The sequence below is a fragment of the Microbacterium sp. AB genome, from assembly GCF_032878875.1.
GTDB classification, from domain to species: Bacteria; Actinomycetota; Actinomycetes; order Actinomycetales; family Microbacteriaceae; genus Microbacterium; species Microbacterium betulae.
This window is the reverse complement of record NZ_CP118157.1, coordinates 2,273,634-2,288,801: the sequence shown is the minus strand read 5'-3', so window position 1 is coordinate 2,288,801 and position 15,168 is coordinate 2,273,634. Positions and strand designations below refer to the sequence as shown.

Genomic DNA, 15,168 nt, shown 5'->3' with positions numbered 1-15,168 from the left:
CTCTCACGGAGTACAGCATCTCGATGACCCCCGCCGTCCGACGCCTCGCCGGTCTCGCCGCCGACGTGCCCGTCGCGGGATGGCTCGTCGTCGTCTGCGCCGTCGTGCGGACGCTCGCCGCGAGCGTCGTCGCACTCGCCGCGGGTCGCGGGGTCGACGCGGTCCTCGACGGACGGGATCCTGCGCTCCCTCTCGCAGTCGCCGCGTCGGCTCTCGTCCTCGCCGCCCTCATCGGTGCGGCGGAGGGCGTCCTGCCGGCCGTCGCGCAGGGGAGCGAGGAGCGCCGGTGGCGGGCGAAGGTCGTGCGCGCCCAGCTCGGCGCCCCGATCGACGCGGATGAGAGCACCGGGACGAGCGTCGCACGCGCGACGGAGGAGGTCGAGCGCTTCGCGCACTACCGGGCGTCGTTCCTGGGGCCGCTCATCGGCGCCGTCGTCGTCCCGGTCGTCGTCCTCGTCGTGATCGCCGTCTTCGTGTCCGCGGGGGTGGCGTTCCCGCTCGCGGTGTGCGTGGCGCTCATCCCGCCGCTCGTCGCGTGGTTCATGACGCGCTTCCGGACGGGCAGCGGGCGCTTCCGGATGATCTCCGGGCGGCTCACGGCGGCGTTCCTCGAGACGATCCGCGCGCTCGGCGTCGTCCGCCTCCTCGGCGCCGAGGGCCAGCGTCGAGCTGCGCTCGCCGCGCAGGCGGAGGCCCTCCGCTCCGAGGCGATGCGCCTGCTGCGTCGCAATCAGATCGTCCTGCTCGTGACCGACGCGGTCTTCGGCGTCGTGATGCTCTCGCTCGTGGGCGTGCTCGCCGTCGCCGGCGTGTCGCGCGGGGCGCTGACGGCGGGCACGGCGTTCGCGCTGCTGATGCTCACGGTCTCCCTCCGCGAGCCGGTCGATCGGCTGGGGCGCTCGTTCTACGTCGGTCTCGCGGGCCGGGCGGCGGGCGAGCGCGTGCGCGCCGTGGCGGAGGACCCCGTCGGCGGGAGGGGCGTCCGCGAGCCCGGAGCCCCCGCTGCGCTGGACGGCGAGGACGTGCGGGTCGAGCGGGGCGGGAGGATGGTCGTCGACGGCGCCGACCTCGCGATCGGCGAGGGGCTCACGGTCGTCGTCGGCCCGTCCGGCGCGGGGAAGTCGTCGCTCGCTCTCGCCCTCTCGGGGCTCGTCCCCGCCTCGGGCATCCGGCTCGACGGCGAGCCCGCGACCCCGGCCGATCTGCGCGAGGTCGTGTCGTACGTGCCCCAGCGGAGCACCCTCTTCACGGGGTCCGTGCGGGAGAACCTGCTTCTCGGCGGCCCCGGCGCGTCGGACGACGAGCTGAGGGACGTCCTCGTCGCCGCGGGCTTCCCGCGCGGGGGAGCGGAGCTCCCCGACGGCCTGTCGACGTCCGTCGGCGAAGGGGCGCGCGGGGTCTCCGGCGGCCAGGCGCAGCGCATCAGCATCGCGCGGGCCCTGCTGACGGGGCGCGACGTCCTCGTGGCCGACGAGCCCACCGCCCAGCTCGATCCGGCGTCGGCGGCGCAGGTCGTCGAGACGCTGCGCCGCGTCGCACGGCGCGGGCGCGTCGTGCTGATCACGCACCGCGTCGCGGAGGCGGAGGACGCCGACCGCGTGACGGTCGTCGAAGCGGGGCGCGTCACCCACTCGGGGCCGCTCGACGCGGTGCGCCGGGAGAGCGGCTTCCTCGCCGCCGCGTTCGCCGCCTCGGCGTCCGATGCGTCGGAGGCCGACGGGAGGGACGGATGATCCGCCGTCTGGCTCGCATCGCCCTCCCGGCATGGCCGTGGCTCGCCGCATCGCTGCTCGCCCGCGTCGCGGGGCTCGCCGCCGGGGTCGCGCTCCTCGCCGTGCCGGCGTGGGGCGCCGTCGTCGCGGTCGACGGCGACCTCGACGTCGTCCTGCTCGCCGTCGTGCTCGTCTCCCTCGCCGCGGCGAAGGGCGTGCTGCGCTACCTCGAGCAGTTCCTCGGCCACCGTGCGGCCTTCGACCTCATCGCCGACATGCGGCTGCGGTTCTACGACGCCGTCGTGCCCCTCGCTCCGGGCGAGCTCGAGGCGGACTCCGGCACGCTCGCCTCGATCGCCGCGCGGGACATCGACCGCGTGGAGGTCTTCTTCGCCCACACGATCGTCCCGGCGCTCGCCGCCGTCCTCGTGCCGGGCGCTGTGACGGCGTGGGCGTTCCTCACCGGCCCCGTCGAAGGGGCCGTCGTCCTCGGCGCGTTCCTCGTCGGAGGCGCGGTCGTCCCGCTCCTCGGCCGACGCGCCTCGGCCCGAGCGGCGCGCGGGCTGCTGGCCGAGCGCGCGGCGATCGCCCAGCACGTCGCCGAGGACGTCGCGGGCCGCGCGGAGATCCGTGCCCTGCACGCGGAGGAGACCCGCCTCGCCGCCCTCGACGACCTCTCGGCCCGCGCCGGCCGGCATCTGCGCGCGAGCGGCCTCGTGCAGGCGCAGAGGGCGTTCGCCGGACTGCTCTGGCCGTCCGCCGCGGTGCTCGCGCTGCTCGCCCTCGGCGCCGCAGCGCCGGAGCACCGCCTCGTGCTCGCCGCGGCGGTGATCGGCGCCGCCCCCGCCCTCACGGCGGTCGAGGCGTTCGCGCGGAGCCTCCCGCTGGCGCTCGCCGCCGCCCGGCGGTATCTCGGCGTGCTCGACCGCGTTCCGGCGGTCGCAGACCCCGTCCGCCCGTCGGTCCTTCCCGAAGGGCCCCTCCCCGTGCGCGTGGACGCCGTGCGCTTCCGGTACCCGGGGTCGGACGCTCCCGTGCTCGACGACGTGTCCCTCGACGTGCCGGCGCGGGGGCGTGTGGCGCTCCTCGGCCCGAGCGGGAGCGGGAAGTCGACGATCGCCTCGCTCCTGCTGCGCGTGCACGATCCCGAGCACGGCCGCGTGCTCGTCGGCGGCGTCGACGTCCGCGACCTCGCCCTGGGCGACCTGCGGCGGGCCGTCGCGCTCGTCGAGCAGCGCACCGTGCTCGTGAGCGGCACGGTGCTCGACAACCTGCGGCTCGGCGCCCCCCGTCTGACCGAGGCGGAGGCGTGGTCCGCGCTCGAGGACGCGTCGCTCGCCGACGACGTCCGCGCCCATCCCGACGGTCTCGACGCGCGCGTGGCGGAGGACGCGCTCTCCCTCTCGGGCGGCCAGCGCCAGCGGCTCGGCCTCGCGCGGGCGCTCGCCCGGCGGCCGCGCGTGCTCGTGCTCGACGAGGCCACCTCCCACCAGGACGTCCTCACCCAGCGGGCCATCCGGCTCGCGATCGCGAAGCGTCCCGATCTCACGGCGGTCGTCATCGCGCACAGGGCCGACGCCGTGGCGGGCATGGACCGCGTCATCCGGCTCCGAGGTCGTCCGGTGCGTTCGCGCAAGACCTTGACACCGCACGACCGCGCCCCGCAGGCTCGCAACGCCGACTGCGCGGCGCCCACCCCCGAAGGAGACTGATGCAGCACCACACCAGGACCAGCGGACGGGTGATCGGCATCGCGATCGCCGCCGCGCTCGGCGGATTCCTCTTCGGCTTCGACACCGCCGTGATCAACGGCGCCGTCGATGCCCTCGCCGCCGACTTCGCGCTCGAGGCCGCGCTGAAGGGCTTCGCCGTCTCCTCGGCCCTCCTCGGATGCGTCGTCGGCGCCTGGTTCGCGGGATCCATCGCGAACCGCTGGGGGAGGGTCCCCGTGATGCTCGTCGCGGCCGTGCTCTTCTTCGTGTCGTCGATCGGGTCGGGCTTCGCCTTCGGCGTCGTCGACCTCATCGTCTGGCGCGTCGTCGGCGGCATCGGGGTCGGCGCCGCGTCGGTCATCGCGCCGGCGTACATCGCCGAGGTCTCTCCCGCGCGCATCCGCGGCAGGCTGGGATCGCTGCAGCAGCTCGCGATCGTCCTCGGCATCTTCGCCGCCCTCCTCTCCAACGCACTGCTCGCGGCGATCTCCGGCGGTGCGAACGAGGTGCTGTGGTGGGGCGTCGACGCCTGGCGGTGGATGTTCCTCGCGGAGGCGGTGCCCGCGGTCGTCTACGGCGTCATGTCGCTCCGCCTGCCGGAGTCGCCGCGGTACCTCGTCCGCAAGGGCGACTATGACAGGGCGTCCCAGGTGCTCCTCGACTTCACGGGCGAGCCCGACGTCAACCTCAAGATCCAGCAGATCCGCGACTCGCTCGACAGCGAGAAGCGCGAGTCGCTGCGCGACATCGCGGGGCCCGTGCTCGGGCTCAAGCCCATCGTCTGGATCGGCCTGCTGCTGTCGGTGTTCCAGCAGTTCGTCGGGATCAACGTCATCTTCTACTACTCGACGACGCTCTGGCGCTCGGTCGGGTTCGACGAGTCGAGCGCGCTGACGACGTCCGTCATCACGTCCGTCACGAACATCGTCGTGACGATCGTCGCCATCCTCCTCATCGACAGGGTCGGGAGACGTGCGCTGCTGCTGACCGGCTCCGTGCTCATGACGATCGCGCTCGGCACGATGGCTCTCGCGTTCTCCTTCGCCGACCTCTTGACCGCGGCGGACGGCACGACGAGCGCCGAGCTCGCGGCGCCGTGGTCGATCGTCGCCCTCGTCGCGGCGAACCTGTTCGTCGTCGGCTTCGGCGCCACGTGGGGCCCGGTCGTCTGGGTGCTGCTGGGGGAGATGTTCCCCAACCGCATCCGTGCGAGCGCCCTGGCGGTCGCGGCGGCGGCGCAGTGGCTCGCGAACTTCTTCATCTCCACCACGTTCCCCGTCTTCAGCGGCATCAGCCTCACCTTCGCCTACGGCTTCTACGCCTTCTTCGCGCTCGTGTCCTTCTTCTTCGTGCTGTGGAAGGTCCCCGAGACGAAGGGCCGGGAGCTGGAGGACATGGGCTAGGAACCAGCTGGCAACGCGCATCCCGGGGGTGTCGCTCAGGTCAGCGGTGCTCGTCCGACTTAGGCTCGGTACGCCATGATCCGGTTCGAACACGTCACCAAGCGCTACAAGGGCACGGCCAAGCCTGCCCTCAGCGACATCGACTTCGAGATTCAGCGCGGCGAGTTCGTCTTCCTCGTCGGAGCCTCGGGCTCGGGGAAGTCGTCCTGCCTCCGTTTGATCCTGCGCGAGGACGTCCCGTCGTCCGGGCGCGTGGTCGCCCTCGGTCGCGACACCAAGACGCTCACCACGCGACGCACGCCCTACTTCCGGCGGCACATCGGCGCCGTCTTCCAGGACTTCCGGCTGCTGCAGTCGAAGACCGTCGCGCAGAACGTCGCCTTCACCCTGCAGGTCATCGGCCGGTCGCGCGGGTTCATCAAGCAGGCGGTGCCCGACGCGCTCGAGCGCGTCGGGCTGGCGGGCATGGGCAAGCGGATGCCGCACGAGCTCTCGGGCGGCGAGCAGCAGCGCGTCGCCATCGCCCGCGCGCTCGTGAACCGCCCGCAGCTGCTCCTCGCCGACGAGCCGACGGGCAATCTGGATCCCGGGACGTCGGTGGACATCATGCGCATCCTCGCGCAGGTCAACGCCACCGGCACGACCGTCGTGATGGCCACCCACGAGGCGACGTTCGTCGACCAGATGCAGCGGCGCGTGATCGAGCTGAGCGAGGGAGTCCTCCTCCGCGACGAGCGGCACGGCGGCTACGGCGACACGTCGGTCGTGCGGACGCTGCGACCCGAGACCGAGCGGGGAGCCGCCGCGATCGCGGCGCTCACGGCCGTGCTCGAGGTGCAGCGCGAGGTGACGGAGGGCTCCGCGGAGGCCGCCGTCGACGCGACCCAGCGCGCCGTCGACGCGGTCGAGGAGGTCGTCGACGTGATCGCCGCTCCCGCGCCGGCTCCCGCGCGCCCCGCGGAGGCCGCCGACGCCGCGATCCCGCCGATCGAGCCGGCGAGCGGGGATCCCGTCGCCGAGCCCGTTCCCGTCGCCGAGCCCGACGCCGCCGCCGGCGAGCAGCCGGAGGACGACGGGGCCGACCGCACGCCGTCCGTCCCGCACGTCCCCGTCGACGAGCTCGGCATGGCCGATCGCCTCGGCCTGAGGCCGCGCGACGACGACGAAGTGGGGCCCACCTCATGAGATTCGGCCTCATCCTCGGCGAGGCGCTCCAGGGCCTGCGCCGCAACGCGTCCATGGTCGTCTCGGTGATCCTCGTGACGTTCGTCTCGCTGACCTTCGTCGGAGCCGCCGTGCTCATGCAGACGCAGATCGCGAAGACCAACGCCTACTTCCAGGACAGGGCGCTCGTCGACGTGTACATGTGCTCTCCGCTCTCGACGGGGGACACGTGCGTCGACGGGGCCGCGACGGACGAGCAGATCGAGGCCGTGCGGGCCGAGCTCGACGGGCCCACGCTCGCCCCGCTCATCCAGGACTACACGTATCTCACGCCGGAGGAGGCCTACGACTCGCTCGTCGAGAACCTCGGCGAGGACTACGCGAGCCTCCTCACGGCCGAGCAGACGAGCGCCGAGTTCCACGTCAACCTCGTCGACCCGAGCCAGTCCGACGTGATCGTCGAGGCGTTCACGGGGGTCCAGGGGGTGGAGGAGATCACCGACCAGCTCGAGTACCTCGATCCGCTGTTCGCGACGCTCACGATCGCGACGTACATCGCCATCGGCATCGCCGCACTCATGCTCGTCTCCGCCGTGCTGCTCATCGCCACGACCATCCGCCTCTCCGCCTATGCGCGGCGACGCGAGGTCGCGATCATGCGGCTCGTGGGCGCGTCGAACCGGTTCATCCAGACGCCGTTCGTGCTGGAGGGCGTCTTCGCCGCGTTCATCGGGGCCGTGCTCGCGAGCGCGGCCGTGCTCGCCGGCGTGCACTTCGGCGTGAACGGCTACCTCTCGAGCGAGATGTACGCCATCCCATGGGTCGGGATGGTCGAGGCGTGGGCCGTCGTTCCCGTGCTCGTCGTCATCGGCGTCGTGCTCGCCGCGCTCTCGGCCGGCTTCGCCATCCGCCGCTGGCTCCGGGCCTGAGCGCCTTCTTGCTAAGGTGGAGGGCTGCGCCGTCGAGAACGAGGAGGTGAGCGCATGCCCCGCGAACAGGGTGAGAAGGTCGTCGCGACGAATCGTCGCGCGCGTCACGAGTACGCCGTGGAGAAGACCTACGAGGCGGGTCTCGTGCTCACCGGCACCGAGGTCAAGTCGCTGCGGCAGGGGCGGGCGAACCTCTCCGACGGCTACGCGTACATCGACGGCGGGGAGGCGTGGCTCGACGCCGTGCACATCCCGGAGTACTCGCAGGGCACGTGGACGAACCACTCCTCGAAGCGCGTCCGCAAGCTGCTGCTGCACCGCGACGAGATCGTGAAGATCAGCCACCAGGTGTCGGCGGGCGGCTACACGCTCGTCCCGCTGCGCCTGTACTTCCTCGACGGCCGGGCGAAGGTCGAGATCGGCGTCGCGAAGGGGAAGCGCGAGTTCGACAAGCGCCAGACGCTGCGCGAGCGCCAGGACAAGCGCGAGGCCGAGCGCGCCATGCGCCTGCGCAATCGCGTGGGGGAGTAGTCCACAGGCGTCTACGCCACGGTCGCGCGGGACCCTAGTCTGTCGCGATGGATGTCGCCGTGTTCATCGCCGCCCTCGCGTACGGAGCGTTCCTGGTCGTCGGAGCGGTGCTCATCCGGATCGACGTCCAGGAGCACCGCCTCCCGAACCGCATCGTCGTCCCGTCGATCGTCGTGCTGACGCTGCTCGTCGCGGCGCATGCCGTCGCGAGCGGGCGGGCCGCGCCGCTCGGCGAGGCGGTCGCCGGCGGTCTCGTCCTGGGCGCGTTCTACCTCGCGCTGCGCGTCGCGCACCCCGAGGGGATGGGCGGCGGCGACGTGAAGCTCGCGATCCTCGTCGGGGTCTTCCTCGGATGGCACGGATGGGCGGCGCTCGCGGTCGGCGCGGCCGCGGCGTTCGTCTTCGGGGCCGCGTGGGCGCTCGTGCTGCTCCTCACGCACCGCGCCGCCCGGGACACCCGGATCGCCTTCGGCCCCTGGATGGTCCTCGGCGCGTGGGCGGGACTCCTCGTGGCCTGATCCGCGTGGGGGTTGATCGCGTGACGCGCGCGGTCGGTAACGTTGCAGTCATGTCGACGGTCGAGAAGTGGGTTCGCGGAGTGATCGCGTGGGTTCTGAGCCTCAGGGTCGTGAGAGCCGCCCTCCTGTTCTCGGAGCAGCGAGGAGGCCTCCTCGCCGCGGCGGTCACGTTCCGGGCCCTGTTCTCGGTGTTCGCCGCCGTCGCGCTCGGCTTCTCGGTCGCGGCGATCTGGCTGAGCTCCCGTGACGACCTGTGGCAGGCGCTCATCGACGCGGTCGGCTCGGCCATCCCCGGTCTCGTGGCGGACGGCGACGGGGGCGGCATCATCGACGCGGACAGCCTCGGCGGCTCGCTCGGCGGGAGCGTCTGGCTCAGCGTCATCTCGGCGGCGGCCCTCGGGTGGGCGGCGATCGGGGCCATCGGCAACCTGCGCACCGCCATCCGGGCGATCGCCGGGACCGCGCACGACGATGTCCTCGTCGTCTGGCTCATCCTGCGCGATCTCCTCTTCGCCGTGTCGGTGGGCGTGCTGTTCGCGGCCGCGGCCGTGCTGACGTTCCTCGGCTCCGCCTTTCTCGGGACGGTCCTCGGATGGCTCGGGCTCGCGGACGGGGGCTGGGCCGCCGCCTTCACGTGGGCGGTGGCGATCCTGACGACGTTCCTGCTCGACGCGGTGATCGTGGCGCTGGTCTTCCGCCTGCTCTCCGGCGTGAAGGCGCCGCCGAAGGCGCTCTGGACCGGCGCGCTGATCGGCGCCGTCGGCCTGACGGTCCTGCAGCAGCTGTCGGGCCTGTTCGTCGGCGGAGCCGACCGGAATCCGCTCCTGGCCTCCTTCGGCTCGCTCATCGCGCTGCTGCTCTGGTTCAACCTCTCCGCACAGGTGATCCTCATCGCGTGCACCTACATCATCGTCCGCGTCGAGGAGAGGGAGAACCGCGTGGGCGAACGGTACGGCGCCGAGACGTTCGCCCAGCGGAAGGTGCGCTCGGCCGAGCGCGACGTGCGCGTCGCCCTCGGCGCGCTCGACACGGCGCGCGCGGCGGAGCAGACCGAGCGCGAGAAGCTCGCCGCGCGTCTATCGTGAGGGTATGGCCATCGCACGATTGCACGGCGGACCCCTCGACGGACAGGTCCTGCCCCTGGAGAACCCCGACCTCGACCGCCTGATCGTCCCCTATTCGGAGACCCAGGTCGTCTACCAGCGCTCCGGCGCCGCCCAGAACAACGGCGCCGACGACGGGCCGACGGAGACGGCGTTCCTCTTCCTCGAGGAGGAGGGCGATCTCGTCGAGGACGGCGAGGACGACGAGGACGACGGCGCACGCTGACATGACGGAGCCCACGCGCTTCGTCGAGATCGAGCTCACCTTCGACGTCGACGACGGCACGGACGTCCCGTCCTGGAAGGACGTCCCCGGCGTGGCCTCGGTGACGGAGGGGGAGGAGCGCCATCTCGACGCGCTCTATCTCGACAGCGGCGATCTCGCGCTCTCGCGGGCCGGTGTCGCGCTGCGTCGCCGGACGGGAGGACCCGACGCCGGCTGGCACGTCAAGGGCCCGCTCGTCGAGGGGGCGCGGCTGGAGCTCGGCTGGCCTCTCGGAGAGGACGAGGACGTCCCGGGCGCCGTCGCCGCCGAGATCGCGCGGTGGACGACGGATCCGCTCCTGCCGCTCGCCCGGATCGTCAACGACCGCACGGCGTACGAGCTGCTCGACGCCCGGGGCGGCGTCCTCGCCGAGTTCGTGGACGACCGCGTGCGCACGACCGACCTGCGCGCCGGCGACGAGCGCGCGTGGCGCGAGTGGGAGGTCGAGCTGGGGCAGGCGGCGCCGGCCGAACGGGAGGCGTTCTTCGCTGCCGTCGCCCGGGCCGCCCACGGGGCGGGAGCGCGCGAGGCGTCGAGTGCGTCGAAGCTCGCGCGCGCGCTCGGCCGCTGACGGCACGCCTGCCGGTCCGACGCGCGAAGAGGGCGCCCGTCCGACGGGACGGGCGCCCTCTTCGCGCGTCGGGATCGATCAGAAGTTGATCATGTGGCCCGTGAGGCCGTGGAAGCCCTCCTGCAGAGCCTCCGAGAGCGTCGGGTGCGTGTGCACGTTGCGCGCGAGCTCGTGGGCCGTGAGGTCCCACTTCTGCGCCAGCGTCAGCTCGGGGAGCAGCTCCGCGACGTCGGGGCCCACGAGGTGGGCGCCGAGCAGCTCGAGGTGCTCGGCGTCGGCGATGAGCTTGACGAATCCGACGGGCTCGCCCAGCCCGTGCGCCTTGCCGTTCGCCATGAACGGGAACGTCGCCACCTTGATCTCGCGACCGGTGTCCTTGGCCTGCTGCTCGGTCAGGCCGAAGCTCGCGACCTGCGGCGAGGTGAACACCGCGCGGGGCATGAACCGGTAGTCGCCGAGCGGCTGCGTCTCGGCGCCGCCGATGGTCTCCGCGGCCACGACGCCCTGCGCCTCCGCCACGTGCGCGAGCTGCAGCTTGGCGGTGACGTCCCCGATCGCGTAGATGCCCTCCACGTTGGTGCGCAGGTGGTCGTCGACGTCGATCGCACCGCGCTCGGTGAGCTTGACGCCCGTCTTCTCGAGACCGAAGCCCTCGACGTTCGGGGTGAAGCCGATCGAGAGGAGCGCCTTGTCGACCGTGATCGACTGCGTCTCCCCGCCCGCGTTGGGCGTGTACGCGACGGTCACGTCCGAGCCGTTGTCGACGACCGACTCGACCTTCGTCGAGGTGAGGATGTCGATGCCGTAGCCCTTGTACTGCTTGGCGATCTCCTTCGACACGTCGGCGTCCTCGTTGGGGAGCACGCGGTCGAGGAACTCGATGATCGTGACCTTCACGCCGTAGTTCGACAGGACGTAGGCGAACTCGATGCCGATGGCGCCCGCGCCGACGATGACCATGGAGCCGGGCAGATCGCGCGAGAGGATCTGCTCCTCGTACGTCACGACGTTGTCGCTCAGCGTCACCCCCTGCGGCAGGCGGACCTTCGAGCCCGTGGCGACGATGGCGTTGTCGAACGTGACCTCCTCGGTCTTCCCGTCCGAGGTCGTGACCGAGATGGCCTTCGGGCCGGTGAAGGTGCCGCGGCCGTCGTACTCGGTGACCTTGTTCTTCTTCATGAGGAAGTGGATGCCCTTGACGCGGCCGTTCGCGACGTCGCGCGAGCGGTCGAACGCCTTGCCGTAGTCGAGGCTCACCTCGCCCGAGATGCCGAAGAAGTCGGCCTTGTGCTTGAGCGTGTGGGCGAGCTCGGCGTTCTTCAGGAGCGCCTTCGAGGGGATGCAGCCGACGTTGAGGCAGACACCGCCCCAGTACTTCTCTTCGATGATGGCGGTCTTGAGACCGAGCTGGGCGCTGCGGACGGCGGCGACGTACCCGCCGGGGCCCGCGCCGAGGATGACGACGTCGTAATGAGCCATGGGACCAACCCTATCTGTGTGCGGAGGACGGAAGCGCGCGCCGGGAGCGCGCGACGGTTCAGGAGGAGCGCCGGGAGCGCGCGACGAGGAAGGCGATGAGCGCGCCGCCGGCGGCGGCCACGAGGACGCCTCCGACGATCCAGGGAAGGGCGCGGACGAAGCCGCTCTCGGCCGTGTCGTCCGCCTCCGAGGCGCTCGGCGACGGCGAGGCGTCCGCCGGCTCGTCGGTCGGCGCCGCGCTGGCGGTCGGCTCGGCGCTCGCCGTCGGCTCCGGCGTCCGGGCAGCGGGGACGGCCTCCGTCGCCGTGAAGCGGATGACCTGATCCTCGCTGTGCGAGTCGCCGTAGGTGACGCTCACGATCATCGTGTACTCGCCCGCCGGGGCGCCCTCGGCGTCGATCGCCTGCGTGAGCAGAGGTCCCTCGGCGACGGCGTCGCCCTGCGCGTAGTCGGTGCACGCGTCCTTGTCGATCGGGATGTTCCCGGGCGCCGCCTCGGAGATCCCCTCGCACGAGGAGTCGGTCACGAAGACCGACTGGGGGGCTCCCTCGAGCAGTGTGCCGCTGAAGGTCAGCGAGATCGACTCCGGCAGCGTCTGGACGGTCTCCCCGTCGGCGGGGGACGAGCCCGCGAGCGCGTCGTGCGCCGATGCGGGGGCTGAGACGAGCAGCGGGCCGAGGAGGGCCGTCGCGAAGACGGCCGAGGCGGCGACGATGCGGGACGGACGGCGGACGCGGGGGGTTCGATGAGTAGCCATGGCGCTACGACGATATCGCCGATTCCTGGGCGGCGCTTCCGATCAGGACGGGCACCCGGCAGACTTGTCCGAGGGTCCTCGGACGCGGCCGGAGGCCGTTCGCGGTGCAGGACCGATCCGATAGGGTGGGACGAAAGGGAGGTCGAGCGTGTCAGATGCGCAGTACCGGTCGGATCCGGCCTCGATCCGGCGAGACGCCGGCTCCTCGTCGGCGGGCCACGACGGGTCGGGGGACGTCACCCAGACATTCGGCCACGAGGCCGATCTGTCGTTCGTGCCGTTCGCGGGCGAGCTGTCGTCCTCGGAGCTCGAGGCGGTGGGGGCGCTGCCCTCCGGAGCGGCGCTCCTCCTCGTGCGCTCCGGCCCGACGGCGGGATCGCGCTACCTGCTCGACGCCGACGTGACCACGGCCGGCCGTCATCCCGAGGCCGACATCTTCCTCGACGACGTGACGGTGTCGCGTCGTCACGCGGAGGTCACGCGCGACCGCACGGTCTTCGAGATCATCGATCAGCGTTCCCTCAACGGCACCTACGTCGACGGGGAACGCGTCGATCGCGCGGTGCTGCGCAACGGTGCGGAGGTGCGCATCGGCAAGTTCCGTTTCAACTTCTTCGCCTCCCCCCGAGATCTTCCGGGGGCCGGCGCCTGATGGCGGCCGCTGCCGCGGAGAGAAGTGCGTCGGCGGCGCTGCTGAGCATCGGCCAGGTGCTCGCGAAGCTCACGCCGGACTTCCCGAACCTCACGTCGAGCAAGCTCCGCTACCTCGAGGAGCAGGGCATCGTGTCGCCGAGGCGCACGCAGTCCGGCTACCGGAAGTTCTCGCCGGAGGACGTCGAGCGACTGCGGCTCGGTCTCGTGCTGCAGCGCGACCACTATCTGCCCCTCAGCGTCATCAGAGCGCACCTCGACGACGTCGAGGCGAACGGCGGGGGCCAGCTGCCGCTGCCGACGTCCATCCACTCGGCGACGCGGAGCGTCACGCGAGCCGATCTGCTCGCCGCCGCCGGCGCGGCCCCCCAGCTGCTGAACGATGCGATCAGCATCGGCCTCATCCAGGCGTCGGACGCCTATGACGAGCATGCCGTCGCGCTCATGCGCGCGCTCGTCGCGCTCGATCGGCACGGCATCGAGCCACGCCATCTGCGCGCCGTCCGGCAGAGCGCCGACCGGGACGCCGACCTCGTCGACAAGGCGCTCACGCCGCTCATCCGCCGCTCCGACGCGCGCTCGCGGGCGAAGGCGGGCGAGCTCGGACCCGAGCTCGCCGCGCGACTCGACGAGGTGCGGGGGATCTTCGTGAGGCAGGCGCTGTCGCGCATCCTGCCGTGATCCCCGTGAGCCGTTCATAACGTTCGATCACGCTTGCCTCGACACGCCGCCGGGGAACGGCGGATGTCATTGCCCGGGACTGCGACCTGCCATACGGTGGACAGGAATCGAACGTGAGGAGTAAGGGTCACGATGGCTGAGGATCCCGTAGGGAACGGCTTCACCGCCGAGGTGCTCTTCACCGACGGCCTGCCCCAGCTCGACCCGCAGACCGGCTACCGGGGTGCGGTGGCGGCGCGCGCGGCCGGCATCACGTACCGTCAGCTCGACTACTGGGCGCGCACCGAGCTCGTCGTGCCGACCGTGCGAGGCGCGTCGGGGTCCGGCTCGCAGCGGCTCTACGGCTTCCGCGACATCCTGGTGCTCAAGCTCGTCAAGCGGCTCCTCGACACCGGCATCTCGCTCCAGCAGATCCGCATCGCCGTCGAGCAGCTGCGCGTCTCCGGCATCCGCGATCTCGCCGGCACCACGCTCATGAGCGACGGCGCCTCGGTCTACCTCTGCACGTCGAACGACGAGGTCATCGACCTCGTGAGCCGCGGCCAGGGCGTCTTCGGGATCGCGGTCGGCCGCGTGCTGCGCGAGGTGGAGTCGACGCTCGTCGACTTCGATCCCACGGCTCCCGACCCCGTCGACGAGCTCGCCGCCCGCCGGTCGCAGCGCTCCGCCTGAGACGCGCTCGCCGGCCCACCGGCTGCTCCGCCGGAGGCGGCCCGCGGTCGTGGCCGCCTCAGACGAGGAAGAGGCCGGGCCCCGCGGGGCCCGGCCTCTTCCTCGTCTGCTCCGCCCTATTCGGCGACGGGCGCGCCCTTCTCCGCGGCGGCGATGCGGCCGGCACGGATGATCCGGTCGAGGAGCTGGTCGAAGTCGTCCGCGAGCTCCTGCGCCGACTCGCCCGGCCAGACGTGAAGCGGCTTGGCGGCGCCCTGCGCCTGCTGCAGCGAGGTCCGCTCCGGCAGCTGCGGGGAGAGCACGAGGGGGCCGAACATGTCGCGCAGCTCCTTGATGCGGAACTGGTGCTCGATCGACTGCGGACGTACGCGGTTGACGACGATGCCGAGCGGCTGCAGGCGGGGGGAGAGCCCGCGGCGGATCTCCTCGATCGCACGGAGCGCGCGGTCGGCGGCGGCGACCGAGAAGAGGCCGGGCTCCGTCACGACGGCGACGCGGTCGCTCGCGGCCCATGCCGTGCGCGTGAGCGCGTTGAGAGACGGCGCGCAGTCGATGAGCACGAGGTCGTAGTCGGCCTCGACCGATGCGAGGGCCTCCTCGAGCTTCCAGACGTCGCGGACGGTCGGATGCGGGCCGTCGTAGTTGATGGCCGACGGGCTGCCGATGAGGACGTCGATGACGCCCGCGTGCACCTTGGTCCATCCGCTGGCCGTGATCGCCTGGCGGACCACCTTCTCCTTGGGGTTCTCCAGCACGTCGGCGACGTTGAGATGGCCTGCGATCTGGATGTCGAGGCCGGTCGACACATCGGACTGGGGGTCGAGGTCGACGACGAGCGTCCGGATGCCTCGCGAGAAAGCCGCTGAGGCGAGCCCGAGGGTCACGGTCGTCTTGCCGACGCCTCCCTTGAGAGAGCTGACGCTGAGTACGTGCACGCCTCCTAACCTACCCTCCTCTAAGCTGGGCACGAGCTCAGCCCGTCGATGCGCCGGGCTCGGAAGTGCCCCGCCGTCGCCGAGG

General features: G+C 72.0%; 16 protein-coding genes. 13 read left to right on the top strand and 3 right to left on the bottom strand.

What is annotated here, in order from left to right; translation table 11 throughout:
• Window positions 1-23 precede the first annotated feature (23 nt).
• The 10 genes from N8K70_RS10810 to N8K70_RS10765 all read left to right on the top strand — a co-directional run bounded on the left by N8K70_RS10810 (window position 24) and on the right by N8K70_RS10765 (window position 9,908).
• The gene (locus tag N8K70_RS10810) at window positions 24-1,733 is read left to right on the top strand and encodes an ABC transporter ATP-binding protein (protein WP_317138352.1); all 1,710 of its coding nucleotides are present in this window, start codon (window positions 24-26) and stop codon (window positions 1,731-1,733) included.
• Entirely contained in the window at window positions 1,730-3,424 is a 1,695-nt protein-coding gene (locus N8K70_RS10805; RefSeq protein WP_317138351.1) for an amino acid ABC transporter ATP-binding/permease protein, read from the top strand. The genes N8K70_RS10810 and N8K70_RS10805 overlap by 4 nt, the downstream gene beginning before the upstream one ends.
• Window positions 3,424-4,827 carry a sugar porter family MFS transporter gene (locus tag N8K70_RS10800; RefSeq protein ID WP_317138350.1) on the top strand — a complete coding sequence of 468 codons (1,404 nt, stop codon included), beginning with the start codon at window positions 3,424-3,426 and terminating at the stop codon, window positions 4,825-4,827. The genes N8K70_RS10805 and N8K70_RS10800 overlap by 1 nt, the downstream gene beginning before the upstream one ends.
• A 75-nt stretch (window positions 4,828-4,902) precedes the next feature.
• The gene (ftsE, locus tag N8K70_RS10795) at window positions 4,903-6,012 is read left to right on the top strand and encodes a cell division ATP-binding protein FtsE (protein WP_317138349.1); all 1,110 of its coding nucleotides are present in this window, start codon (window positions 4,903-4,905) and stop codon (window positions 6,010-6,012) included.
• Window positions 6,009-6,920, top strand: a complete 912-nt coding sequence (gene ftsX, locus N8K70_RS10790) for a permease-like cell division protein FtsX (protein ID WP_317138348.1) — start codon at window positions 6,009-6,011, stop codon at window positions 6,918-6,920. Before ftsE ends, ftsX begins: the two co-directional genes overlap by 4 nt.
• A gap of 54 nt (window positions 6,921-6,974) precedes the next feature.
• The gene (gene smpB / locus N8K70_RS10785; RefSeq protein ID WP_317138347.1) at window positions 6,975-7,451 is read left to right on the top strand and encodes an SsrA-binding protein SmpB; all 477 of its coding nucleotides are present in this window, start codon (window positions 6,975-6,977) and stop codon (window positions 7,449-7,451) included.
• Between the two features lie 47 nt (window positions 7,452-7,498).
• A complete protein-coding gene (locus tag N8K70_RS10780; RefSeq protein ID WP_317138346.1) occupies window positions 7,499-7,969 on the top strand; it encodes an A24 family peptidase in 471 nt (156 codons plus the stop codon).
• Between the two features lie 50 nt (window positions 7,970-8,019).
• Entirely contained in the window at window positions 8,020-9,054 is a 1,035-nt protein-coding gene (locus N8K70_RS10775) for a YihY/virulence factor BrkB family protein (RefSeq protein ID WP_317138345.1), read from the top strand.
• Between the two features lie 4 nt (window positions 9,055-9,058).
• Window positions 9,059-9,298, top strand: coding sequence for a response regulator (locus N8K70_RS10770; RefSeq protein WP_317138344.1), 240 nt, complete (start codon window positions 9,059-9,061; stop codon window positions 9,296-9,298).
• Window position 9,299: 1 nt separating this feature from the next.
• Window positions 9,300-9,908, top strand: a complete 609-nt coding sequence (locus N8K70_RS10765; RefSeq protein ID WP_317138343.1) for a CYTH domain-containing protein — start codon at window positions 9,300-9,302, stop codon at window positions 9,906-9,908.
• Between the two features lie 78 nt (window positions 9,909-9,986).
• Here the strand turns inward: N8K70_RS10765 and lpdA are convergent, their stop codons facing one another.
• Window positions 9,987-11,387: a dihydrolipoyl dehydrogenase gene (gene lpdA / locus N8K70_RS10760; protein WP_317138342.1), complete on the bottom strand. Its 1,401-nt coding sequence runs from the start codon at window positions 11,385-11,387 to the stop codon at window positions 9,987-9,989.
• A 58-nt stretch (window positions 11,388-11,445) separates the two neighbouring features.
• A complete protein-coding gene (locus N8K70_RS10755) occupies window positions 11,446-12,144 on the bottom strand; it encodes a copper resistance protein CopC (protein WP_317138341.1) in 699 nt (232 codons plus the stop codon).
• Window positions 12,145-12,328: 184 nt separating this feature from the next.
• Here N8K70_RS10755 and N8K70_RS10750 point away from each other — a divergent pair, with 184 nt between their 5' ends.
• The 3 genes from N8K70_RS10750 to N8K70_RS10740 all read left to right on the top strand — a co-directional run bounded on the left by N8K70_RS10750 (window position 12,329) and on the right by N8K70_RS10740 (window position 14,148).
• Window positions 12,329-12,796 (top strand): FHA domain-containing protein, encoded by a 468-nt coding sequence (locus N8K70_RS10750; protein ID WP_317141217.1) that lies wholly within the window; start codon window positions 12,329-12,331, stop codon window positions 12,794-12,796.
• Complete coding sequence (ftsR, locus tag N8K70_RS10745) at window positions 12,796-13,476, top strand: transcriptional regulator FtsR (protein ID WP_317138340.1); 681 nt, start codon at window positions 12,796-12,798, stop codon at window positions 13,474-13,476. Before N8K70_RS10750 ends, ftsR begins: the two co-directional genes overlap by 1 nt.
• 132 nt (window positions 13,477-13,608) lie before the next feature.
• On the top strand, window positions 13,609-14,148 hold the full coding sequence (locus N8K70_RS10740; RefSeq protein WP_317138339.1) for a MerR family transcriptional regulator: 540 nt from the start codon (window positions 13,609-13,611) through the stop codon (window positions 14,146-14,148).
• A 116-nt stretch (window positions 14,149-14,264) separates the two neighbouring features.
• Here the strand turns inward: N8K70_RS10740 and N8K70_RS10735 are convergent, their stop codons facing one another.
• Window positions 14,265-15,083 carry a ParA family protein gene (locus tag N8K70_RS10735; protein ID WP_317138338.1) on the bottom strand — a complete coding sequence of 273 codons (819 nt, stop codon included), beginning with the start codon at window positions 15,081-15,083 and terminating at the stop codon, window positions 14,265-14,267.
• Window positions 15,084-15,168: the final 85 nt, after the last annotated feature.

What these genes read in the sequence shown, in the direction of transcription:
- N8K70_RS10810 (WP_317138352.1), top strand. Translation starts at nt 24, where the DNA reads ATGACCCCCGCCGTCCGACGCCTCGCCGGTCTCGCCGCCGACGTGCCC.
- N8K70_RS10805 (WP_317138351.1), top strand. Translation starts at nt 1,730, where the DNA reads ATGATCCGCCGTCTGGCTCGCATCGCCCTCCCGGCATGGCCGTGGCTC.
- N8K70_RS10800 (WP_317138350.1), top strand. Translation starts at nt 3,424, where the DNA reads ATGCAGCACCACACCAGGACCAGCGGACGGGTGATCGGCATCGCGATC.
- ftsE (WP_317138349.1), top strand. Translation starts at nt 4,903, where the DNA reads ATGATCCGGTTCGAACACGTCACCAAGCGCTACAAGGGCACGGCCAAG.
- ftsX (WP_317138348.1), top strand. Translation starts at nt 6,009, where the DNA reads ATGAGATTCGGCCTCATCCTCGGCGAGGCGCTCCAGGGCCTGCGCCGC.
- smpB (WP_317138347.1), top strand. Translation starts at nt 6,975, where the DNA reads ATGCCCCGCGAACAGGGTGAGAAGGTCGTCGCGACGAATCGTCGCGCG.
- N8K70_RS10780 (WP_317138346.1), top strand. Translation starts at nt 7,499, where the DNA reads ATGGATGTCGCCGTGTTCATCGCCGCCCTCGCGTACGGAGCGTTCCTG.
- N8K70_RS10775 (WP_317138345.1), top strand. Translation starts at nt 8,020, where the DNA reads ATGTCGACGGTCGAGAAGTGGGTTCGCGGAGTGATCGCGTGGGTTCTG.
- N8K70_RS10770 (WP_317138344.1), top strand. Translation starts at nt 9,059, where the DNA reads ATGGCCATCGCACGATTGCACGGCGGACCCCTCGACGGACAGGTCCTG.
- N8K70_RS10765 (WP_317138343.1), top strand. Translation starts at nt 9,300, where the DNA reads ATGACGGAGCCCACGCGCTTCGTCGAGATCGAGCTCACCTTCGACGTC.
- lpdA (WP_317138342.1), bottom strand. Translation starts at nt 11,387, where the DNA reads ATGGCTCATTACGACGTCGTCATCCTCGGCGCGGGCCCCGGCGGGTAC.
- N8K70_RS10755 (WP_317138341.1), bottom strand. Translation starts at nt 12,144, where the DNA reads ATGGCTACTCATCGAACCCCCCGCGTCCGCCGTCCGTCCCGCATCGTC.
- ftsR (WP_317138340.1), top strand. Translation starts at nt 12,796, where the DNA reads ATGGCGGCCGCTGCCGCGGAGAGAAGTGCGTCGGCGGCGCTGCTGAGC.
- N8K70_RS10740 (WP_317138339.1), top strand. Translation starts at nt 13,609, where the DNA reads ATGGCTGAGGATCCCGTAGGGAACGGCTTCACCGCCGAGGTGCTCTTC.